Annotated in this window: 22 protein-coding genes; 14 read left to right on the top strand and 8 right to left on the bottom strand. The window is 36.0% G+C overall.

What is annotated here, in order from left to right; genetic code table 11:
- Positions 1-138 precede the first annotated feature (138 nt).
- From pncB to ychF, 6 genes are all read right to left on the bottom strand, one after another.
- Positions 139-1,314, bottom strand: coding sequence for a nicotinate phosphoribosyltransferase (gene pncB, locus BHE19_RS08765; RefSeq protein ID WP_070906753.1), 1,176 nt, complete (start codon positions 1,312-1,314; stop codon positions 139-141).
- 95 nt (positions 1,315-1,409) lie between these two features.
- Positions 1,410-2,387 carry a transglutaminase domain-containing protein gene (locus tag BHE19_RS08770; protein ID WP_070906754.1) on the bottom strand — a complete coding sequence of 326 codons (978 nt, stop codon included), beginning with the start codon at positions 2,385-2,387 and terminating at the stop codon, positions 1,410-1,412.
- A 3-nt stretch (positions 2,388-2,390) separates the two neighbouring features.
- Positions 2,391-2,915: an NADPH-dependent FMN reductase gene (locus tag BHE19_RS08775; RefSeq protein ID WP_017498405.1), complete on the bottom strand. Its 525-nt coding sequence runs from the start codon at positions 2,913-2,915 to the stop codon at positions 2,391-2,393.
- A gap of 96 nt (positions 2,916-3,011) precedes the next feature.
- Positions 3,012-3,941, bottom strand: a complete 930-nt coding sequence (locus tag BHE19_RS08780; RefSeq protein WP_070907135.1) for a YihY/virulence factor BrkB family protein — start codon at positions 3,939-3,941, stop codon at positions 3,012-3,014.
- Between the two features lie 387 nt (positions 3,942-4,328).
- A complete protein-coding gene (locus BHE19_RS08785) occupies positions 4,329-5,006 on the bottom strand; it encodes a TIGR02117 family protein (protein ID WP_070906755.1) in 678 nt (225 codons plus the stop codon).
- A gap of 430 nt (positions 5,007-5,436) precedes the next feature.
- Positions 5,437-6,531 (bottom strand): redox-regulated ATPase YchF, encoded by a 1,095-nt coding sequence (gene ychF / locus BHE19_RS08790; RefSeq protein ID WP_017498408.1) that lies wholly within the window; start codon positions 6,529-6,531, stop codon positions 5,437-5,439.
- Between the two features lie 315 nt (positions 6,532-6,846).
- Between ychF and BHE19_RS08795 the strand changes: the two genes are divergently transcribed.
- The gene (locus tag BHE19_RS08795; RefSeq protein WP_070906756.1) at positions 6,847-9,513 is read left to right on the top strand and encodes a TonB-dependent receptor; all 2,667 of its coding nucleotides are present in this window, start codon (positions 6,847-6,849) and stop codon (positions 9,511-9,513) included.
- A 123-nt stretch (positions 9,514-9,636) separates the two neighbouring features.
- Here BHE19_RS08795 and BHE19_RS08800 read toward each other — a convergent pair whose 3' ends face one another.
- Entirely contained in the window at positions 9,637-9,987 is a 351-nt protein-coding gene (locus BHE19_RS08800) for a 4Fe-4S dicluster domain-containing protein (RefSeq protein WP_070906757.1), read from the bottom strand.
- A gap of 152 nt (positions 9,988-10,139) precedes the next feature.
- Here BHE19_RS08800 and BHE19_RS08805 point away from each other — a divergent pair, with 152 nt between their 5' ends.
- The 6 genes from BHE19_RS08805 (at position 10,140) to BHE19_RS08830 (ending at position 15,333) form a co-directional block, all read left to right on the top strand.
- Positions 10,140-11,213, top strand: a complete 1,074-nt coding sequence (locus BHE19_RS08805; protein WP_070907136.1) for an acyl-CoA reductase — start codon at positions 10,140-10,142, stop codon at positions 11,211-11,213.
- A gap of 93 nt (positions 11,214-11,306) precedes the next feature.
- Positions 11,307-12,377 (top strand): 3-phosphoserine/phosphohydroxythreonine transaminase, encoded by a 1,071-nt coding sequence (serC, locus tag BHE19_RS08810; RefSeq protein ID WP_070906758.1) that lies wholly within the window; start codon positions 11,307-11,309, stop codon positions 12,375-12,377.
- Positions 12,378-12,604: 227 nt separating this feature from the next.
- Complete coding sequence (locus BHE19_RS08815; protein ID WP_017498414.1) at positions 12,605-13,555, top strand: D-2-hydroxyacid dehydrogenase; 951 nt, start codon at positions 12,605-12,607, stop codon at positions 13,553-13,555.
- 108 nt (positions 13,556-13,663) lie between these two features.
- On the top strand, positions 13,664-14,221 hold the full coding sequence (locus BHE19_RS08820) for a hypothetical protein (RefSeq protein ID WP_017498415.1): 558 nt from the start codon (positions 13,664-13,666) through the stop codon (positions 14,219-14,221).
- A 320-nt stretch (positions 14,222-14,541) separates the two neighbouring features.
- Positions 14,542-14,982, top strand: a complete 441-nt coding sequence (locus BHE19_RS08825) for a DUF6146 family protein (RefSeq protein WP_070906759.1) — start codon at positions 14,542-14,544, stop codon at positions 14,980-14,982.
- A 33-nt stretch (positions 14,983-15,015) separates the two neighbouring features.
- A complete protein-coding gene (locus BHE19_RS08830) occupies positions 15,016-15,333 on the top strand; it encodes a DUF6787 family protein (protein WP_070906760.1) in 318 nt (105 codons plus the stop codon).
- Positions 15,334-15,422: 89 nt separating this feature from the next.
- On the opposite strand, the gene BHE19_RS08835 is transcribed toward BHE19_RS08830, so the two are convergent.
- Complete coding sequence (locus BHE19_RS08835) at positions 15,423-15,716, bottom strand: hypothetical protein (protein WP_017498418.1); 294 nt, start codon at positions 15,714-15,716, stop codon at positions 15,423-15,425.
- Between the two features lie 357 nt (positions 15,717-16,073).
- On the opposite strand from BHE19_RS08835, the gene BHE19_RS08840 reads away from it, so the two are divergent.
- The 7 genes from BHE19_RS08840 to BHE19_RS08870 all read left to right on the top strand — a co-directional run bounded on the left by BHE19_RS08840 (position 16,074) and on the right by BHE19_RS08870 (position 23,978).
- Entirely contained in the window at positions 16,074-16,739 is a 666-nt protein-coding gene (locus BHE19_RS08840; protein ID WP_070906761.1) for an ABC transporter ATP-binding protein, read from the top strand.
- A gap of 38 nt (positions 16,740-16,777) precedes the next feature.
- The gene (locus BHE19_RS08845; RefSeq protein ID WP_070906762.1) at positions 16,778-17,542 is read left to right on the top strand and encodes a TIGR02757 family protein; all 765 of its coding nucleotides are present in this window, start codon (positions 16,778-16,780) and stop codon (positions 17,540-17,542) included.
- Positions 17,543-17,613: 71 nt separating this feature from the next.
- A complete protein-coding gene (locus tag BHE19_RS08850) occupies positions 17,614-18,675 on the top strand; it encodes a HEAT repeat domain-containing protein (RefSeq protein WP_070906763.1) in 1,062 nt (353 codons plus the stop codon).
- Positions 18,672-20,108: a glycosyltransferase family 2 protein gene (locus BHE19_RS08855; protein ID WP_070906764.1), complete on the top strand. Its 1,437-nt coding sequence runs from the start codon at positions 18,672-18,674 to the stop codon at positions 20,106-20,108. Before BHE19_RS08850 ends, BHE19_RS08855 begins: the two co-directional genes overlap by 4 nt.
- Before the next feature lie 7 nt (positions 20,109-20,115).
- The gene (locus tag BHE19_RS08860; RefSeq protein WP_165607917.1) at positions 20,116-21,381 is read left to right on the top strand and encodes a YaiO family outer membrane beta-barrel protein; all 1,266 of its coding nucleotides are present in this window, start codon (positions 20,116-20,118) and stop codon (positions 21,379-21,381) included.
- A 5-nt stretch (positions 21,382-21,386) separates the two neighbouring features.
- Positions 21,387-23,600, top strand: coding sequence for a DUF4838 domain-containing protein (locus tag BHE19_RS08865; protein ID WP_233431366.1), 2,214 nt, complete (start codon positions 21,387-21,389; stop codon positions 23,598-23,600).
- 9 nt (positions 23,601-23,609) lie between these two features.
- On the top strand, positions 23,610-23,978 hold the full coding sequence (locus BHE19_RS08870) for a response regulator transcription factor (protein WP_070906771.1): 369 nt from the start codon (positions 23,610-23,612) through the stop codon (positions 23,976-23,978).
- Positions 23,979-24,087 lie beyond the last annotated feature (109 nt).

Here is a 24,087-nt window from a genome sequence, read left to right on the forward strand (position 1 = left end):
ATGTACCATTTATAGTCAAAAAATGAAAGCGTATTTTATTTTTGTTACGAATAATAACAGCTTTAAACCCTATTTACATTGATTTTAAAATAATCCGTAAACCAAAAATATAAAAAATCAGCTTTTTGGTAAAAAATACTATTTGATTCCCAGTACTTCTTTTGCTAAAGCAATCATTTCGGGCGTTCCGGTATTTTTATTTTTTTCGTCAGAAAGTTTTACAACACCTTGCCACTGGTCATTATTCAATTTTACTTCTGTCAGTTTTATCACCATATTCATCGAAGGCAAACCGGCATCATTGGTAAAATTGGTTCCGACACCAAATGACATTTTGATTTTATCTTTACAAAAATCTGCTATCCTTTTCACCTTCTCGTAATTCAATGAATCCGAAAAAACGATCACTTTCGATTTTGGATCAATTCCCATTTGGGTATAATGCGAAATTACTTTTTCTGCAAATTCAATAGGATCTCCGCTATCGTGACGTACTCCGTCAAAAAGTTTCGAGTACTTTTTATCAAATTGTTCAAAAAACACCGCTGTAGTATAGGTATCTGTCAGTGCAATTCCGAGATCGCCATCGTACACCTGCGTCCAATGTCCCAAACCCATCATATTAGCCATTTTAAAACCGTATTGGGCAGCATGAAACATAAACCATTCGTGCGCATGAGTACCCAATGGCCGCATATTGTTAGTCATTGCAAAATGAACATTACTGGTTCCTATAAAACTATTCGAACCAAATTTTCGAAGTGTCTCATTCACCAAGGCATGTACCTCATACGAATGGCGTCGTCGGGTTCCAAACTCTAAAATCGAAACTCCAATTTTATTATAATTGTCAATCTTGTCTTTGGTTACTCTTTTTAAAGCTTCATCGTCCAGTCGAATGGATTGACCAGTCTTATAAAACAGCTCAGAAATCAATCCCATCAGGGGCACTTCCCATAAAATGGTACGATACCAGTACCCCTCAACAGTTACTTTTAACTCTGAACCTGTCTGAGTAATCTGAACCTCGGACGGGTCAAAGTTATAGCCTTGCAAAAAATCAAAATAAGTGGGATCCAAATAAGAACAGTGCTGCCACAAATATTGTTTTTCTTCTTTTGTCAACCGCAAGTCTGCCATTGCATCAACCGATTTTCGAAGTAAATCTCCAAATCCAGGTGGGAAAAAATGATTTCCTCTGTTGATAAAGCCGTAACGAACCTGAGCCTTTGGAAAAAGTTTGATTACAGCATGCTGCATAGTAAATTTATAGAAATCATTGTCTAAAATTGATTTCAAATAAGTTGTCTCCATAATCCGGCAGTTAAATTAATTTTATAACTGTAATGGCTAAGATACGCCAATTTAACCAAAGAAGGAAGCTCTTTAGGCAAAGATCCTGCTACGTTTTACTTGGAAAGTATCTTAAATGACATTATACCGTCACGATCCAGAAAAAAAGTAATATACGAGCCTATTTTTTTATCATAAATTACCTCAAATTCTAAAACTCCATTTACTGCTTTAGAGTCTTCAATTCTGACAGGTTTTCCATTTTTCAAATAATAAAACAGATCTGTCTTTGCAATATTCTTTATTTTAAAACGAATTTTGTCTCCTTCATTTGCCTTAATAATTCCTGAAGCCGGCGCCAAAATCTCATGACCGCCTTCAATTGCAGCGTCAAAAAGCAATGGTCCGTTCAGAAAATCCTCTTTGTTTAATTTTTTTCCCAGATAGGTTCCGGAATCCGGAAAATGCTTGGCGAAAAAGTACTTGGGATCGGTATCAAAATAAACGGGTGAAAAATGATTCACAGCCACTTTTTTGCCACTGTCATAATATCCCTGTCCCCAGGTTACATCAATCAAAATCCATTTTCCATCTACCTGAACCATATTCCAGGAATGATTGGAAAACGAATTTTCACGTCCGATATCACTCAACGATCGTTTAGAATCTCCTCGGATCACCTCACATTTCAAACCCGCTAAATAGGCCAATTCCTGATACAAAAGTGTAAAACCTTCACAAACCGCTTTTCGGGATTCGAAAGTGTTCTGCCATGTTTTTTCCTTTAAAACTGCAATTTTCGCTTGTTTATCCGATTCATTAATATAGGTAAATCTGAGCGGTTTTGGCGGATTCAGATAGGCTTTGTAATCGTATTTTATGTTTAAAGCAATCCAGCTGTAAATAGCCCTCGCTTTATCATAATCTGAAGTAAAATCTTTTTGTATTCTTTCTGCCAGACTTTCTACTGAATTAAAATTAGTGGGATACTTTAATACCGTATTATCAATCGTATTGTACTTTTGCGCGTTTACACGAAACAGAAAGATAAAACTCAGTAAGAAAACAGTAAGGACAATCTTTTTTGGAATCATAAATTAGAAACTAGACTTAATAATGTCTTTTAATTCTTTATTTAACTCTTCATTTGAAATTTTATTTTCCTCCAAATCAAAATTCGCGTTAAATGCAGGCAATGAAAAAGTAGCCTTAATCTGTGCTCCATATCTTGGCAAAGCGTTATTGGCGATTTCCAAAACCGAAGCTCCTCCTCTTGCTCCCGGCGAAGTAGCCATTAAAAGCATTGGTTTTTGCTGAAAAATTTCTTTCATGATCCTCGAACTCCAATCAAACAAATTCTTGAAAGCTGCAGAGTAATTTCCGTTGTTTTCTGCCAAAGAAATTACCAAAAGATCTGCATTTTCAATCTTTTGCAAAAATGTTTTTGCCAACTCATGCTGACCAATTTCTTTTTCTAAATCGACACTAAACAAAGGCATGGCAAAATCATTAAGATCTAAAACCTCAACCGTTCCATTGTCGAATAAACTTGCCGCATAAGTCGCCAGTTGTTTGTTTATCGAGTGCTGACTATTACTTCCTCCAAAGGCTACAATTTTCATATACTTTATTTTAAAATTTGCTGTTTTTTGTTACCCGTTTCACCTGTTTTAAGTATTTCCATAAAACCATAAACTACATTTTTGAATCATCAAAACTTATGAAATTTCTGTTTGTTCTTTAATTTCAAATATCTCTTTTTTAATTTCGACCGAATAGCCGTTCGGAGCAATCTTCCCTCCGTACGTTTTAGCATATACTTTAGTGAACTCGGCTCCAAAATATAAAATAATTGCGGAATAATACACCCAAACCAAAATGATTATTACGGATCCTGCTGCACCATAAACACTTGCAATTGTTGAGTTTCCTAAATAAAATCCAATTGCAAATTTACCTATCATAAAAAGGATTGCGGTACATCCGGCGCCAATGAAAGCGTCTTTCCACTTTATAAGCCCGTCTGGTAAAGTTCGGAATATAATTGCAAAAAGCAAGGTGATACTACCTAAAACAATGATCAAATTTATGACGTAAAACAAATACACTGTACTGTCGGCTAAATATAGTTTTAATCTCGCATTTAAGACATCTAAAACCGCATTTAACATTAAACTTACGAGCATTAGAAATCCCACAGAAACAATCATAGAGAAAGACATAATCCGATTCTGAATGAATTTTTTAAGTCCTTTGTTCGGTTTCGCACGCAGCCCCCAGATAAAATTAATTGAACTTTGTATTTCGGCAAAAACTCCCGAAGCTCCTATTAAAAGCATCACAACTCCAAAAATTGTGACAAAAACATTACTATCAGACAATTGCACATTTTTGATTGCGTCCTGAATTTGAATTGCAGCATCGTTACCTACTAAGCGGTTGATTTGCCCATACAACTCCCCTGTTACCGCCTCTTCCCCAAAAAAGAAACCACAGATGGTTATAATAATGATCAATAAAGGCGGTAATGCAAATATGGTATAGTACGACAAAGCAGCGCTTAGCTTAATGGCATTATCGTCGTTGAACTCTAAAATAGTGGTTCGTAACAAATACCAGGTTTTAGACAAAATATTTTGACTTTCCACAAGATTCGTTTTTTGATATTCTTTCAAATTTAAAGAATAATTAAAAGATTAAATTCCTGTATTACAGACAATTTTTACATTTTTACCATGCCATATTTTTTCTATAAAATCTCATATGGAAACACATATAATCCCTACGGGACATTTTTTCAATGGGGGCCTTATTCTTTCTACCGATATTTTACTCCTAGCGGAGTTTATTTTATTGCGCCTAAATGGTATTGCCACTTGTAATCAACTATAGTTATTGTCTCCTTAAACTACAAATTACCATCATCTAACCTCAAAAAAATTATCTCGTAAAGATTCAATATCCGTAACATCCACAATCATCCAAAGCTTTTTGTCCCCTAGCGACCGAACACTCTTAAGGCCGTCTTTTTCTTTTTACTGGTAATGATAAAAAATCCCTTTGTCATAAATCGTCCATAAACTCGCTTTCTGATTGGCCGCTTTTAACGCGCAGTTTGCCCAGGTGTTACACGTATAAAAAAGACTATAACTTCCTTTAGCCTCATAAAAAGCATCCTTTTTCCCATAACTATGACCTTCAATCCATTCAGGATTCTCCGGATTATTAAAACTCTCTGAAATATAGTTTACTAATTTTTGATAGTTTTCTTTAGAAACCAGAATGCGTTTGCAATCTTCGCCTTCGCGTAATTGCTTAAAAAATGTGGTGTGCATGGCTGACGAACTCACTCCAAAAATCGCTTTTAAAGCCGTACTCGCTTTTAAATCTGACCATTCAGGCGTATCGAGATAAAAACCTTTATCACCCCAGCCAAAAGCTACAAATTTTGCCAGTGTATCATTGGACTCTGTCTGATCAAACTGAATTTCCTTTCTCCAATCTTTGACTTCACTAACGATCGGAACCACTATATCTGTGTGCACTCCGTTGGAAAGAATATAAATCGGAATCGCGTTTTGTTCGTCAATTTTGTTAATAGTGGAGTTAACTGTAATTCTGGAAATCAATAAGACAGCTGTCACATATAAAGCAAGGAAAGTAAAGATTCCGAAAAGTGTCCAGCCCAGAAATTTGAAAGATTTTTTTAGCATTTTGATTGGTTGTTTTTAGATTGATAATTGGTTGATTTTTCTGTAACCAATTTTTGAGCCATTTTTTTTGCTTCTTACAAATTACACAAAGATTATACAGATTCGCGCATGCGAAAGCGCGGATTTAAACGGATTTTTAAGTTCATTTTTTTTATTTCGAGGAACGAGAAATTACACTAGAAACTCCATTCCAAATGTTATCAATCTTTGTCGATATACGGGTGTGATTTGCTTCGCCTGTTCGTTATCTCTCGAGTCTCGTTCCTTGAAATGGCAAACTATGCGGAGCTTCGACTTCGCTCAGCCTGACAATGGCTTTCTTTAACCTCAAAATACAGATAACAATAACTTTTGTGCATAAAAAAACTGCTGAATTGCTCCAGCAGTTTTAGTCTATATTCTATAATCTTTATTCTATTCTCTAAAAAAATTACACGTTGAAACGGAAATGCATTACATCACCATCTTTTACAACATATTCTTTTCCTTCAACTTTGAACTTACCTGCTTCTTTTGCTTTTGCTTCAGAACCGTACTGAACGTAATCTTCGTATGAAATTACCTCGGCACGAATGAATCCTTTTTCAAAATCAGTATGAATAACTCCTGCAGCTTGTGGTGCTGTAGCTCCAATATTGATGGTCCAGGCACGAACTTCTTTTACACCGGCTGTAAAGTAAGTTTGTTGTTTTAATAATTTGTATGCTGCACGAATTAGCACAGAAGCTCCCGGCTCAGTCAATCCCATATCTTCAAGGAAAACCTGACGCTCTTCGTAGCTTTCCAATTCTGTAATATCCGCTTCTGCTCCTACTGAAAGAATGATAACTTCAGCTTCTTCGTCTTTTACCAATTCACGAACCTGATCTACATATTTATTTCCGTTTACAGCTGAACCTTCGTCAACGTTACAAACGTACAATACCGGTTTAGCCGTAATCAATTGAAAACCTTCCATCAAAACTTCTTCGTCGTTGCTTTGAGGAATAATGGTTCTTGCTGATTTTGCCTGCAATAACGCTTCTCTGATACGGTTCAACAAAGCTTCTTCAGTCTGAGCTTCTTTGTTTCCGGTTTTAGCGGCACGTTTTACTTTCTCCAAACGTTTCTCGATTGTTTCCAAATCTTTCAACTGAAGTTCGATATCAATCGTTTCTTTATCACGAATTGGGTTCACATTTCCGTCAACGTGAACGATGTTATCGTTATCAAAACAACGTAAAACGTGAATAATAGCATTACACTCTCTAATGTTTCCTAAAAACTGGTTTCCAAGACCTTCTCCTTTACTAGCACCTTTTACCAAACCAGCGATATCAACGATATCCACAGTTGCCATTTGTACACGCTCTGGTTTAACTAATTCTTCCAGTTTGTTAATTCTTGGATCCGGAACGTTTACAACTCCAATATTTGGTTCGATTGTACAAAACGGAAAGTTGGCACTTTGCGCTTTTGCATTAGACAAACAATTAAATAATGTTGATTTTCCAACATTTGGTAATCCTACAATTCCTGCTTTCATCTGTTGATTCTATTTGTTTTTTATGTAAACCTTTTTCTTTCGAGTTTTCTTTATACCAGTTTTTCAGTATACCAAAGTCGTTTTTAACAGGTTATAATTTTCGTATTCCTTTTGTATTTGTGCCGAAATATTATTTTTTGGCTTTAAAATTTTGCAAATATAAGATTTAATAGCTCGCAATTGAAGTAAAAATGACGATTAATGTTTTTTATGGATTGGACAATAAAAAAATTACACTTCTTATTAATTTTTTGTTAAAAATAATTACTTTTATAGAATACCAACTAAGAACAACCAAACCAAATTTAATCAACTATGAAAAAGATTGCATTATTACTAATACTGTTTAACACAGCATTTCTATTCGCCCAAAAAGAAATATCAGGAGTTGTAAGAGATAAATCAGGTAATCCGCTGCCTGGAGTTAATATCCTCGAAAAAGGAACTACAAACGGTGTATCTACCAATTTTGAAGGAGGTTACCTTATAAAAGTAAAAGAAGGTGCTATTTTAATTTTTAGCTATGTTGGCTATGCCAATGTAGAGAAATCCTCTTCAAATAGTAAAACCGACGTTACTTTAGACGAAAACGGAGGTCAGGTCCTGAATGATGTGGTAATCGTAGGATCAAGAAACACCAAAAGAACCGTAGTCAATTCGGCCGTTCCGATTGATGTTATTAGTGTAAAAGACGTCACGACACAAAGCGGTAAAATAGAGATCAATCAATTGTTACAATATGTTGCTCCTTCATTTAATGCCAACAAACAATCCGGATCTGATGGTGCGGATCACGTTGATCCTGCTTCCCTGAGAGGTCTGGGACCTGATCAGACTTTGGTTTTGATTAACGGAAAAAGAAGACATCAGTCATCCTTAATCAATTTATTTGGTACCCGCGGACGTGGAAATACGGGAACTGATTTAAATGCCATACCTGCTACTGCTATCAAAAGAATTGAGATTCTGAGAGATGGCGCTGCTGCCCAATACGGTTCGGACGCTATTGCCGGAGTTATTAATATTGTACTAAATGACAATGTCGACGAATTAACGGGATCTGTAACTTACGGAGCGTTTAATACCAATGCAAAAGGTGATTTTCTGGATGGAACTCCAAATACCAAAAACTTCAGACTGGACCAAAACGGAAACGGAAATACTTATGGTAAAAACCAATCTTTTGACGGTGGATCTGTAAAAGTAGCCGCTAACTATGGAGTTGCGATTGGTGACAAAGGAGGTTCGGCCAATTTTACAACAGAATACATCAACAAAAACAAAACGCTAAGACCTGCTTATGATTTTAGAAAAGGTTTTGGAGATGCTTCTATTCAAGGTTTTAACTTATTTGGTAACTTATCGCTTCCGGTATCCGAAAAAACGCAGTTTTATGCTTTTGGAGGCCGAAATTACAGAGATACAGACGCCTATGCATTTACCAGAAACGGAGGAGAAAGAGTTGTGGAATCTGTTTATCCGGGTGGCTACACTCCCAGAATTACTTCTAATATAATAGACAATTCTCTTGCGGCGGGATTTAGAACTAAAACAGCCAGCGGATGGAACATTGATCTAAGCAATACTTACGGAAAAAACCTTTTTCATTACTACATCAAAGGAACTATAAATGCTTCCTTAGAAGGGAAATCTCCAACAGAATTTGATGCAGGAGGACACAGTCTGACTCAAAATACAACCAATTTTGATTTTTCTAAAAACTACGATTCGGTCTTAAGCGGTTTAAACCTTGCTTTTGGAGCGGAATACAGAACGGAAAAATTTACTATTTTCTCAGGAGAAGAAGGTTCGTATGCGACTTACGACACTAACGGAAGACCAATAACCGATCCTACAACCCAAAGTGCACCAACTATTCCAAATCCCGATTATGATCCTACAGATCCAACTTCATCTCCAACAATTTCAAGACCTGGAGGTTCACAAGGTTTTCCGGGATACAGCCCTTCAAATACGGTAGACAAAAGCCGTACGAATTTATCTTTATACACCGATGCTGAACTTGACATCACAGAGTCTTTTTTACTGAGCGGTGCGGTTCGTTTTGAAAATTATAGTGATTTTGGAAGTACTTTAAACGGAAAATTAGCTGCAAGAGTAAAAGCCGGACAACATATTAACTTCAGAGGATCTGTAAGTACAGGCTTCCGTGCTCCTTCACTGGCACAAATTTATTACAACCTGCGTTTTACAAATTTTAATGCAGGAGGAGCTACCGAAGTTTTACTTGCTCCAAACAACAGCCCGGTTACCAAGGCTTTTGGAATTCAGAAACTAAACGAAGAAAAAGCGGTAAATGCCTCTTTAGGATTCACGGCTACATTTGGAGATTTCACTGCAACAGTTGATGGTTACTACATCAAAGTAAAAGACCGTATCGTTCTTACCGGATATTTTGATGCTAAACCTTTAAACCTTGGTGTCGATAAAGCCCAGTTTTTTGTGAATGGTGTAGACACCAGTACTCACGGTTTGGATATCGTTTTGGCCTGGAAGAAAAAATTCGGAGAATCATTCTTTAGTGCAACTTTGGTTGGAAACATCAACGACATGAAAATTGACAATGTAAAAAACGGAACTTTAGATGAGGGTACTTTCTTTGGGAAACGTGAAAAAGCATTCCTGCTATCATCAGCTCCGGACAACAAATTTGGTTTAAACCTTAACTATGCTAAAAATAAATTTGATGCCGGTATCGCATTCACCAGATTCAGCAAAGTAGTTTTAGTAGATTACACTGATGAAAATGATGTATACAATCCAAGACTGATCACTGACTTAACTGTTGGATATCAATTGACTAAAAACCTGAAATTAAGCATTGGAAGCAACAACTTATTCAATGTTTACCCAACCAAACAAGATGAAACAGGCAACACTGAAGCAGGTGGTTACTGGGACGCTGTTCAGATGGGATTCAGCGGAGCATACTACTATGCAAGACTTGGATTTAATTTTTAAGCAATTAGAAACTTTATACAATTAAACAGGTCAAAAGAAGCTTTTATCTGACTGAACAAAAACAAAAAATCCTGAGCATTAACTCAGGATTTTTTGTTTATATCTAATTACATCATTATTTCATTATTCACCATGTAAAAACACTTGTCTGTTCAACAAGGTTTCTTCGTCTTCAACGTGGTTATCATCCGGCACACAACAATCAACCGGACATACAGCAGCACATTGAGGTTCATCATGAAAGCCTTTACACTCGGTACATTTTCCGGGAACGATATAATACACCTCATCAGAAATTGGTGTTTGTGCATCTTCTGCATCAACCTCAGTTCCATCAGGTAAAATTATCTTTCCGGAAAGACTGGTTCCGTCTTTGTATCTCCAATCATCAGCTCCTTCATAAATTGCTGTATTTGGGCATTCCGGTTCGCAAGCCCCACAGTTTATGCATTCGTCAGTAATAATTATTGCCATTGTTTTCTTAGTCTTAAAGTTAAAAGTCTCAAAGTTGCAAAGCCAAAAAAAAGACATCCTTCTCTTTTGACTTGATGACTTTTGACTTTCGACTTATTTATCCTTATTTTTGTGCAAAATTACAATCAAAACCTTTCATAAACAAATTACTTATGTTACAAAACGAAAAAAAACAGTCTTTTATAGCACTAGGTCGATTTTTAAGTCAGTTCTCTGAAACAGAAAACACACGAAATGAATCGGTTTTAGGTAACGACCTGTTTTTTGATGATTTCATAAAACTGATTGCTCTTTCTCAATCACACAATGGGTGGTACACTCCTGAACAGGTGCATTTTGCAATACATTCATGGGCAGAAGCTTTAACGGAAGAAAACATTGAAAAATGGCTTTCAGCTTACAGCTCAGAATTTGAGAAAGCGGATAAAACTGAAAAAACTGTTGCCCTAATCCTTGCCGGAAATATTCCGCTAGTTGGATTTCATGACTTTTTATCGGTTTTAATCACTGGAAATAAGGCCTTAATAAAAACATCTTCAAACGATCAGCATTTATTGCCGTTTTTAGCCAAATACCTCATTTTTGTCGATGAAAATCTAAAAGATAAGATCACTTTCGTGGAAGGTAAACTCGAAAATTTTGATATCGTTATAGCAACCGGAAGCAACAATACGGCACGTTATTTTGAATATTACTTTAAAGATAAGCCGTCTATCATTCGCAAAAACAGGAATTCGGTTGCAATTTTAAACGGAAAAGAAACTCACGAAGAATTAGAAGCTTTGGGCGAAGATATTTTTAGATATTTTGGACTGGGATGCCGCAATGTGTCTAAACTTTTTGTTCCAAAAGATTATTCTTTTGATGCTTTTTTCCAGGCTATTTTCAAATATCAGGATGTTATTCATTACGAAAAATACGCTAACAATTACGACTACAACAAAGCGGTGTTTTTGATGAGTAATTTTAAACTGCTTGACAATGGTTTTTTAACTCTGAAAGAAGATCCAAGTTACGCCTCTCCTATTTCGAGTGTCTTTTACGAATCTTATGAAAATATCGAAGACTTACAGGCTCGTTTAGAAGCTGATGCTGAACAAATTCAGTGCATCGTTAGCAATGATTTAGCTCAAAACAGTATTTCTTTTGGGCAAACCCAAAAACCACGTTTGTGGGATTATGCAGATAATGTAGATACTATAACGTTTTTGTTAACAACAAAATAAAAATATGTTCAATTATTTCGAATTATTTATCGCTTTTTCAGCTCCTATTGCCGAAATTTGCGTTTTTAAATTTTTCGACTATTAACAAAAACCATGAAAAAACACAACTACAGCGCAGGACCTAGTATTTTACCTCAGGAAGTTTTTGAGAAAGCATCAAAAGCCATTTTAGATTTTAATGATTCAGGACTATCTATTCTTGAAATTTCGCACCGAAGTAAAGATTTCGTTGCCGTTATGGAGGAAGCTCGATCCCTTGCTTTAGAATTATTGGGACTTCAGGGAAAAGGGTATCAGGCTCTATTTTTGCAAGGTGGTGCAAGCACAGCCTTCTTGATGGCCCCTTATAATTTAATGAAAGAAAACGGAAAAGCTGCTTATCTGGATTCCGGAACGTGGGCAACTGCCGCTATAAAAGAAGCAAAGTATTTTGGAGAAACTGTTATCGTAGGTTCTTCAAAAGAAGCAAATTACAATCATATTCCGAAAGGATACGAAATACCAACTGATGCTGATTACTTTCACTGTACCAGCAACAACACTATTTTTGGAACTCAAATGAAAGAATTCCCGGCAACTAATGTTCCTGTGGTTTGCGACATGAGTTCTGATATTTTTTCACGTGAATTGGATTTCTCTAAATTTGACATCATCTACGCCGGTGCTCAAAAAAATATGGGACCTGCCGGAACTACTTTAGTTGTGATTAAAGAAGAGATACTCGGGAAAAACGGAAGAACAATTCCAAGTATGTTAGATTACGCTAAACATATTAAAGCAGAGAGTATGTACAACACTCCTCCTGTTTTTGCTGTATATGTTTCGTTACTAACTTTACAATGGATTAAAGAAAAAGGAGGAATTGCTGCAGTTGAAAAACTAAACAATGCAAAAGCTGACTTACTTTATGCTGAAATTGACAGAAACCCATTATTCAAAGGCACTGCAGCGGTTGAAGACCGTTCTAAGATGAACGTTACTTTCTTATTAAACAATGCTGATCATACAGCTACTTTTGACGCTTTATGGAAAGAAGCCGGAATTTCAGGATTACCGGGTCACCGTTCAGTTGGTGGTTACAGAGCTTCAATCTACAATGCAATGTCTATCGAAAGTGTTCAGGTTTTAGTAGATGTAATGAAAGCTTTGGAAACTAAAATTTAGTTTACAATCGCAGTTTTTAGTTTGCAGTTTGCCAAAAACAGGAATTGAACACAGAATTCCTAGCCCCGATAGAAGTGGAGATCCTTTTTTGTTTTTTCTTTAAAAACAAAAAAGATCACAACGGATAGCGGGATTAGCTCCTAAACAAAAAAGAAAAAATTATAATATTATGTTTATATTCTAATCTGTACGATTAAACAAATAAACAAATAAACACATAAACTAAGATGAAAGTATTAGCAAATGACGGAATTTCAAAAAGTGGAATTCTTGCTTTAGAAAAAGGTGGTTTTGAAGTTATTACAACAAAAGTAGCTCAGGAACAAGTAGCTAATTTTGTAAACGAAAACAATGTAGATGTCGTTTTAGTACGAAGCGCTACCAAAGTTCGTAAAGACATTATTGATGCCTGCCCGGGATTGAAAATTATTGGCCGTGGTGGTGTTGGTATGGACAACATCGATGTTGATTACGCAAAAAGCAAAGGAATTCATGTCATTAATACTCCGGCTTCTTCATCAGAATCTGTTGCCGAATTGGTATTTGGGCACTTATTTTCGGGTGTTCGTTTTTTACATGATTCTAACAGAAATATGCCTCTTGAAGGGGATTCAAACTTTGACGGTTTGAAAAAAGCATACGCTAATGGTACTGAACTAAGAGGTAAAACTCTGGGTATTGTTGGTATTGGACGTATTGGTCAGGCTACTGCAAAAATGGCTTTAGGTTTAGGAATGAGAGTAATCGCTGCTGATAGCTTTATTCCTTCTGTTGACGTTAAAGTGGAGTTTTTTGACGGTCAATCAATCACTACAACTATCGTTTCTCAATCTTTAGAATCATTGTTCAAAGAAGCTGATTTCATCACCTTACACGTTCCAGCTCAGGACGGTTACATCATTGGCGAAAAAGAGTTAGCTATTATGAAAGATGGTGTTGGAATAGTAAACTGTGCTCGCGGTGGTGTTATCGACGAAGTAGCCTTATTAAAAGCTTTAGATTCAGGAAAAGTTGCATTTGCAGGATTGGACGTTTTTGAAAGTGAGCCAAAACCGGAAATGGCAATTTTAATGCATACTAAAATCTCATTGACTCCTCACATTGGGGCTGCCACAGGAGAAGCGCAAGACAGAATTGGTACAGAATTAGCTTCACAAATTATTTCATTATTGAGCTAATAAACTAAAAATAAATTATTTAGAAGGGATTTATTAACATCGTTTAATAAATCCCTTTCTTTTTTTGATTAAATTTGAGTTTAAATTCTAACCTAAATTCTTTAAATCATGTTCGAACAATTAACACAATTAGTACAACAATACGGAGGCGATGCGGTTGTAAACAACACTGCTGTCCCAAATGAACACAATGAAGCGGTTATACAGGAAACTAGTTCTTCTATATTTTCAGGATTGCAAAAAATTGCTTCAGAAGGAGGAACAGAACAATTGGCCGGCTTATTTAACGGAACTTCTAAACTCGACAGTTCTAATCCCGTTGTACAGCAAATAACACAACAATTGAGCGGAAGTCTTGGTGAAAAATTCGGATTAAGCAGCACTGATTCTGCTGGTGTCGCTTCAAGTATGATTCCGCAGGTTTTGAATTCTTTAGTCAACAAAGCAAAAGATCCCAACGACAGTAGTTTCAATATTTCAGATATTATAAGCTCAATTTCAGGAAATAGCGGACAAGCTTCCGGTATTATGGAAACTATTAATAAATACGGAATGCAATTCGGTTTGGACCAAAACAATGATGGAAAAGTAGATGTAGCCGATGCCGTGAGTCTTACTAAAAGTGGAGGATTAGGAGGGTTATTAGGAAAATTGTTCGGGAAATGATTTTTTTGAAGGTGCTGAGATTCTAAGGTGCTAAGACTCCCCTGGTAACTTTAAATTTAAGCATTAAAACTTTTACAAAAAAGTATAAAGGCTGTTTGTTGAACTCAAACAGCTTTTTTTATTCACGAAAATCAAAAACCTTAGCGTCTCAGAACCTTAGTAACTCAGAACCTTTCTATGCAAACAGCCTTTTTTTATTTATCAAAACCAAAAACCTTAGCATCTCAGAACCTTAGTACCTCAGAACCTTTCTATACAAACTGTTAAATACCTCAAACCTCTCCTCATTTATTCGTAAATTTAAGTCTCAAACAAAATTTATGAAAAAATCTCTCTTTATATTAGGTCTGCTGTTTACCATAATAGCCTGTTCAACAGCTTCAAAAAATACGGTTGCTGCCAATAACGGCAGTAAGTCTGCTGCTGCAGTAAACGATACGGTACGAATTGCCAACGATTCTTTAGAGTACGAAGTGATCATTATCGATAACGGCTTTAGTACGTGGCTGGCTTCAAGAGCACTTCCCCGAAATTATTACTCTTTAAGTTATCTCGAAAATAAAAACAATCTGTATGTAACCGAATGGAACAATCGTGTTTTACAGCCACAGCGCTACAGTCCGAATTTATATGAAATGAGAATTGATTATCAGCCAACGATTCATTACGGTTACGAAGTAAATTACCTTATTTATAACTATATGATTTATTTTCAAAATACTTACAAACAAAAGCTCGCAGGCTATGTTCCTATAAGATAATGTTCTTATATTTGTAATCGTTATAAATAAAGAATGAACAGACTAAAAAAACGTTGGGGCATCACCTCAAATGTACAAGCCATAATCATACTAATTGTTTTTGCCATCACAGGATCGGCATCTGCATGGCTGTCTAAACCTTTTTGTGTTTTGCTGGGCATTACCAAAGAGGATTTCGGAGGCTGGTTTACTCTAATTCGACTGCTAATTATTTTCCCGATCTATCAGGTTTTACTGGTTGGTATTGGTACCATATTCGGACAATTCCGTTTCTTTTGGAATTTTGAAAAGAAAATGCTTAAAAATATGGGACTGGGATTTTTATTTAAAAGTTCAAAACCTCAACCCTAACAAATCAATAAAAAACAACCGCAAAGTTCACAAAGTTTAATTATCAAACTTTGTGAACTTTGCGGTTAATCATTTATCAGAACTACTCCTTACTCCCTTTTTGAAAAAAAGTAAGTATAAATCCAAGTTATGGTAAAGGATGGGATAATATCGGTTCCCGGAAGTATTTCTTCTATAAAAGTTAAAACACTCGCTACTTTCCCTACTCTTCCCTGATACATTTTGGTCATTATAAAAGCTGCTATTGGTGCCCAAATCAAATCGGCGGGCTCAGCAAAGCCCGGTATACTGTAAGTCAGCATTCCAATTGCATCCAATGCCAAACCCAAAAGGAGTTTCTTTGTTCTGTCGTCGTTCATTACTTTGGCTTCCTGCATTTTCATTGTATTTAGATATTCGAATTTAAAAAGAATTCTTTAAAACAAACTTATTTTCTAATGGCAATTTATTTCTTAATTCCCACCTGATCAATACTTTTCTTCACCCAAAAAGCATCTCTACTCTATCTTCTGTCAAAAACCAGACCGATTTATTCAACAGTCCGTTTTTTTCACCCTCTCCCCTTTTCACCCTTCTAAAATCAAGACCTTCATTTAAACTGCAATTGTTATTCTTATTGACATTGACATTGATATTGACATTGATATTGACATTGTCATTTCAAACTTGTTCTTAAAATTCTGTTAGATGGCATTTTGATATCGGAAGAATCTTTGTTTCTTTGTAGAAACAGTTTCAAAATGATCCACGCAAAAAATATACATAAGTTCTACGACAAATTAGAAGTTTTAAAAGGAGTCGATCTACACATTAAAAAAGGTGAAATTGTTTCGATTGTTGGTGCATCCGGTGCTGGAAAAACAACTCTTTTGCAAATTCTGGGAACACTTGACAAGCCTTCAGGATTAGAAACCGAAACTTCCTTAACCATAAACGGTCAGAATATTTTAGAGTTGAGTGATAAAGCATTATCAAAATTCAGAAATCTGAATTTAGGTTTTATTTTTCAGTTTCATCAGCTTTTACCGGAATTTACAGCATTAGAAAATGTATGTATTCCTGCTTTCATTGCCGGAAAAAAAAATACTGAAGTAGAAAGCGAGGCCAAAAAACTTTTAGATTACTTAGGGCTTTCCCATAGAATTCATCATAAACCCAATGAACTTTCAGGAGGAGAACAGCAAAGGGTTGCTGTAGCAAGGGCACTAATCAACAAACCCGACGTTATTTTTGCAGATGAACCTTCCGGAAATCTGGACACCCATTCTGCCGAAAATTTACATCAGTTGTTCTTTCAGCTTCGTGATGAATTTGGACAGACTTTTGTAATTGTAACGCACAACGAAGAATTAGCCAATATGGCGGATAGAAAGTTAGTAATGGTTGACGGATTAATCAGCAATTAAAAACGTTCAACAATTCGGTTACCTCCTTCCTTTACATTATGACACAAAAAGAACTCAAAGAATTCCTTGACGAAAAAGTCACTCAATACAACAATCTCGATTTTATCGAAAGCGATCCTGTGCAAATTCCACATTTGTTTTCTCAGAAAGAAGACATTGAGATTGCCGGTTTTTTGAGTGCTACAATTGCCTGGGGAAATCGCAAGATGATTATCAAAAATTCGCATCAAATGATGGAATTAATGGGCAATACCCCTTACGATTTTGTGATGTCACATACTGATGAAGATCTGGAGCGCCTTGAAAGCTTTGTACACCGTACTTTTAACGGAAAAGACTTTAGCGGTTTTATAAAAGGATTGCAGCACATTTATAAAAATCACAAGGGTCTTGAAGCTGTTTTTGCCAAAAATCAAGAAACTGACGGCTTACAGAAAAGCATAAGTGAGTTCAAAAAAATATTTTTTGAAATTGATCACTTGCCCCGAACCCAAAAGCACATTTCGGATCCGTTAAACAATTCGGCAGCAAAAAGAATCAACATGTACCTGCGCTGGATGGTACGTCAAGATACCAAAGGTGTCGATTTAGGTATTTGGAAAACCATTTCACCTTCATTATTGTCGTGTCCGCTTGATGTACACTCCGGTAATGTAGCCCGAAAATTAGGGATCCTAACCCGAAAGCAAAATGATGGAAAGGCCTTAACAGAACTCGATCTTAAACTCAGAAAAATGGATCCTCACGATCCGGTAAAATATGACTTTGCCCTTTTCGGATTGGGTGTTTTTGAAGGGTTTTAGCCACCAGGGAGTGACCTTTCATTAGTTTTATTGCGTTTTTTTTCGTAATTTCACTCTATAAAGCAATATTTATGGAGCATTTTATAGGTTATATAAAACACTACGCCATCCCATTATTTGTATTTACAAGTTTAGCTTTAGCACTTGCATTAATACTCAAAAGAATTCATTATCAATACACTCTTCCTTACCGGCATCATATTGTTAGAAAATCTGAAATTTTCCTTACAGAGATTACACTCTCAAAACCGGAGGAAAGCATTCTGAAATACAAAATTGCCAAATTCAGATCTGAAATTCCCATCCATAAAACCTGGTGTAAAGAAATGCTTATCGACGATATGATTCGGATGAAAAGCAATTTAAAAGGTAAAACCGCCAAGAACATTCTTATTATATACAAACAACTGGGTTTAAACCATTATTCGGCAAGTTTACTTCGGGATTTTAGAAAATATAAAAAATGTGATGGCATTTATCATTTTCAAGCCTTGGGATACAAACCGGGAATTACTCAAATCCAAAAATATTTGTTCCATCCCAATAAAGTTATCCGGTCAAACGCCAATATTGCTTACCTGATTTTAACCAAAGGAGACTGGCAGGCCGTTAATAAGATTCCGGTAAAAGTATCTATCAGTACTACTATAAAAATAATGGATGTGTTGCATTCGCAAAACATACCGATTCCACCCGATATTGAGCTCTGGATAGAATCTGATAATCCTACTATTCTGAAATTAGCCGTAATGACTATGGTATTTTACAATTACAGGAACAGATCAGGGGATATTATCAAATTGCTCAAACACGAAAATAAAAACCTTAGAACCGATGTGATTATTGCCATTCGCGACTTGTACCTGTATGAAGCCGAAGAGGATTTATTACTGCAGTTTAAGCAGGAGAGTATCGAACTTCAATTGGAAATTCTGGATGCCCTCGCCATTATAGGCTCAGAAAAAACAATTTCATTTTTAAACCACCAAATTCCGAACGAAGAAATCAAAGATCTTAAATTAAAAATGGTAGCCACTTTAAACGATCTCGATTCTGTACGTATAGATGTATTGGGAAGACAGGATTCCGATACTCAAAAAATGATTAATCACATTAGAGAATTACAACTATGACGACTGATTTTCTACATTATATTATTCACTGTTACAATGTCTTTGTAATCCATTTTTCAATCGGATATATTCTGTTCTACATCTTTCTGTCTGTCCTTTCGTATTGGGCGATTGTAAAACATTTAAAATATCAAAAATACCTGGAAGAAGAGGTTCTAATTCGTTCGAACCATATACTGGGCGTTTCCATTGTGGCTCCTGCTTTTAACGAGGGAGTAAATATCGTTTACAATGTTAAATCCCTGCTCTCTCTGACCTATCCGAAATACGAAATCATTATTGTCAATGACGGAAGCTCTGACGATACGCTGGAAAAACTAATTGCCGAATTTGATCTGGTTAAAATTGACTTTTATTATCAGGAGAAAATTGTCACACAGCCCATTCGCGGACATTATAAATCAAAGAATCCTGTTTACTCCAAATTACTGATTGTCGACAAAATAAATGGAAAAAGTAAAGCTGATGCCGCAAATGCCGGGATAAACTCTTCGCAATATCCCCTGTTTTTATGCACTGATGTAGATTGTATTTTAAAAAGAGATACTATTTTGAAACTTGCCAAACCGTTTATGGAAAATGAAACTCGTGTCATTGCCTGCGGAGCTGGAATCAGGATTTCAAACTCCTGCGATATCAAGGAAGGCTTTTTGTTTAAAGTTCACTATCCAAAAGAATGGTATCCGCGTTTTCAGGAATTAGAATACGTACGCTCTTTTTTATTTGGAAGAATGGCGTGGAGTCAGCTAAACGGTTTGCTTTTGGTTTCCGGAGGCCTCGGTATGTTTGATAAAGACATTGTGATTAAAGCTGGTGGATACTGGCATCAGTCCTTAGGCGAAGATATGGAACTGGTGACGCGCATGCGAAAATACATGCACGATACTAAAGAAAAATACTTAATCAAATACATTCCGGAATCGCTCTGCTGGACAGAAGTTCCAAGTACGCGAAAAATATTCTTAAGACAGCGCATTCGCTGGGCTCGTGGACTGGTTCAAACTTTATATTTACATCGAAAAATGTTTTTAAATCCAAAATACGGACGAACAGCATTTCTGGTATTACCTTTCTTTTTCAGTTTTGAGTTTTTAGTTCCTATTATTGAATTTATTGGTATTCTGACTCTCATTTTCAGTTTTATATTTGGAATGATCGACTACCAACATTTACTGATTATAAGCCTATTAGTCTATCTATTCTATCTCTCCATAACCATAATATCCATATTGATAGATGAAATACTGTATAAAAGTTATGCCAATTATAAAGAATTAATGATTCTTATCGGGATGGCCGCACTTGAGCCTTTTGCGTACCATCCAATAACGATTTATGCCTCACTGAAAGGCTATTGGCTCTTCTTTCGAAGAAAAGAACAAAACTGGGGCGTAATGGTCCGTAAAGGATATGAAGGTCCAACTAAAAAATAAGCTGATTATGAAACATAACAGAACTATAGCTCTAATAAGACTGCTTTTTTGTTTATTTCTAGTGACTTGCCCAACCACAAAAGGTCAAAAGAAAATAGACACTGACAGCCTTTTGACTGTTGTGCTCCACGACATGAAAAATGCCCGTCCGGACTACAAATCAAATATCCAGAGAGCTCAGTTAGGAAAAAAACTGGCTCCGGATTACCTGGATTTCTATCTGGTATTGGGGCGAAATTATGACCTGACAAAGACAAAAGACAGTGCCCGATTTTACTATAACTATGTAATTGATAAAAATCCGGCTTATGAGGATGCTTATCTCTATCTGATCAACATGGATTTAGAGGCAAAAAATTACGACGAAGCTCTCGTCTTAACCAATAAAGCAATTGAACAGTTTCCTGACAACAAAACTTTCAGACTGAAAAGAATTGCCATTTATTCTCTGCAGAATGACACTAAAAATGAAGAAAAATACCTCCAATCGATAAGAGCAAAATACCCCAATGACGCCGACATCGAACAGCATCTTTTTGCCTTGTACTCCAGAACTAATATGGATCGGGCGGGTGTTTATTACAACTTCACCACAATTGATCGTGACGGTGTTGGTCCGTGGCATCTGGCAAGTGCCGATTATACACATCAACGTACCTGGGGAAGTTTAATTGGAAGAGTCAGTTATGCCGAAAGACGATCTTCCAGTCAGGTCATGGCCAACGGACTTCAATTTGAAGTCGAATCTTATCTGTCGGGAAAGAAAAACAACTATTCCTACATTGATGTTGCCTACAGCAATGATATCGCTTTTCCTGAATGGAGATTAGGGTATTCCTATTTCTACAATTTCGCCAAAGGCTGGGAAGCAGATTTAGGCTTCCGCTACATCGAAATGCAGGACAACAGCAATTTAAAAACTTTAAATGTAGGATTAGGAAAATACTTCGGGGCATACTGGGTCAATTTAAGATCTTACATTCAAAAAGACGCACCATCCTTTACCCTTACCTCCCGCTACTATTACGGCACTAAGTTTGATTATCTTACCCTAATTGCTGGTTACGGGACTTCGCCGGACGATCAGACGAGAGCAGCGGAATATGAAAACAGAGCTTCTTTAAGTTCGTACAGACTGAGTGCCGGCTTTTACAAGTTAATCAAAACCCATTATATTTTTGGAATATTAATCACCAACAACCAACAGGAATACATCCCTAAAAAGTTTCAAAACGAACTTGATTTCGCTTTTTTACTGCAATATAAATTTTAAATCGTATGAAAAAAAAGCGTCTTCACTATTTGCAAATACTTATTCTCACCCTGCTTAGTTTTAAGATGATGGCACAATCTGAAATTATAATAACCGATAAAACCAAAATTATTGCTACCGCCGAAAGTACTCAGGGTGCAGCAAGAATACTAAAATTATATCTGGAGAAATCCGTGTCGAAACCATTTGAAATTACTACAAAAAGTCAAAAAGAGGGTGATGCTTCCGAAATCATACTGGAAATTTCCAATGATAAAAAACTCAAAGCAAATGAATTCAGTATCAAAAGCGATTCAAAATCAATTTATATCACGGCTCCAAGTCAGAAATACCTGCGTTATGCCGTTTATTCTTTACTCGAAATCTGGGAATTTAGAAAATTTACCGCAACAGAAACTTACATTCCAAAAGTAACTCAGTTTACTTTTTCTAAAAACACAAGTAAAACCTATCAGCCCTCTTTTGATTACAGAGCTTTGTTTTACCCTGATTGTTATGACGAAGATTTCAGAGACTGGCACAAACTCGATTGGCATATTGACGATTTTAGCCTTTGGGGACATTCTTTTAGCATGCTTGTTCCGCCAAAAGAATATTTTAAAAGTAATCCTAAACTTTTTGCTTTGTACGAAGGGGAACGAAATACAGAATCTTTGTGTATGACCAATGACACCGTTGTGAGTCTGGTAGAGGAAAAAATGACTGAAATTATCACAGAAACAACCCATGCGCAATTCTATTCGGTAAGCCAGAATGATGACGTCGTGTATTGCGAATGTACACAATGCAAAGCCATGAACACTAAATACGGCGGTCCGCAAGGTTCGTTTTATTATTTTTTAAATAAAATTGCGGCTCGTTTTCCTAAAATTAAAATTACTACCCTTGCCTATCTTCACACCTTCAAACCGCCTGTAAATCTGAAAATAGCTCCAAACGTTTATACGATCCTATGCCCTATTGAACTGGATCGCGGCAAACCTACTACCAATCAGAATAACCCATCATTTGTCAAAAACCTTGAAAACTGGAGTATGACTTCACCCCAGTTATTTTTATGGGATTACACCGTACAATTCTCTAATTTCATGTCCCCCTTTCCTAATTTTGAATCTTTTCAAAGCAACTATAAGCTCTTTCAAAAAAACAAAGTAAAAGGACTATTTGTACAGGGATATGCTGATGTTCCGGGCGATCTTTCGGAATTACGACAATATCTGCTGGCAAAATTAATGTGGAATACTGATATTGACATTAAAGCTGTTACTGCTGATTTCCTCAGAGGTTTTTATGGAAAAGCAGCTCCCTTTGTTGCAAAATACCTTGACCTTATAGAAGCCAATCAAAGTAAAAGTAAAGCTTATTTAGATATTTATTCTGGTCCTGTTCAGGCACGAAATACGTTCTTGACCCCTGAAGCTATGGATCAATACGATCATTTTCTGGAACAGGCCAATAATGCCGTCGAAAATGATTCCATTTTAAGCGCACGCGTTCATAAATTACGACTGGCTTTAGAATTTGTTTATTTTGAACAGGCCAAATTTTATGGAAAAAACCAACACGGAATGTTTGTCGTAAATAACAAAGGCGAAAAAGAAGTTAAAGCAGGCTTAACCGAAAGAGTTTTAAAATTCTCGCAATCCTGCAATCAATTTGGAGTTTATGAATTGAGTGAAGACGGAATTTCTCCTGATAATTATTATAAAGAATGGATTGAAATTTGCAAAAACACCACTACTCATTTAGGTGAGGATCTGAAAGTTACCTTTTTAACACCTCCATCTGATGAGTTTAAAGGCAAAGGAAATTATGGTTTAGTGGATGGAAACAGGGGTTATAAAAACTTCAATATCAACTGGATTGGATGGTATGATACGAATCCTGAAATTGAAATCGAAACTAAAAATCTTGATTTCAACATCTTAAAATTAAATTTCCTAAGCGATCAGAGACATTGGATTTTTACACCAAAAAATATAAAAATCTATGGTTTTAAGAATCAGAAATGGGAGCTTATTAAAGAGCAAATTTGCAACATTTTAACAGAAGACTACGAAATTACAACACAATCATGGGAAGTCGAAAATCAAATATTCAGTAGTTTTACCAAGATCAAAATCGTAGCAGAAAACCGGAAGGAATTGCCCATATGGAGAAAGCGAAAAAACAAAAAAGCAATGATAATGCTGGACGAAATAGAGTTGTATAAAAAATAAATAGTCAAAATGGATACTACCGATAAAAAAATTATGATCATCGATAATGATGATATGACTGTTGAGATTCTAAAATTCATTCTGAAAAAAGAAGGCTTCAAAGTAAGTATTGCGAAAGATGGTATCAATGCCATGGAGCGGCTTCCGGTTATTATGCCGGACTTGGTGATTACCACGATTACCGTACCTCTTAAATCCGGTCTGGAAATCATCAATGAAATCAAGCAAAATTACAAGGATATTCGTGTTATTGCACTTTCTTCACTAGGGGAAGAAGAAAACACTGTTGAAGAAGCTTTTGAATTGGGTGTAGACGATTTTATTGCTAAACCATTTAATCCAAATGAACTTTTACTGCGAATAAAACGATTTTTATAGCTTTTTAAACTGCATTTTTAAGAAATTCGAAGCCTACAAACTGTCGTAATTTCTAAGAAACATCGATTTTCAGCTATTTATAGCTATATTTGCACAAAATTTAATGCAA

It is taken from the genome of Flavobacterium tructae (assembly GCF_001853485.1).
In the GTDB taxonomy this organism is placed as follows: domain Bacteria; phylum Bacteroidota; class Bacteroidia; order Flavobacteriales; family Flavobacteriaceae; genus Flavobacterium; species Flavobacterium tructae.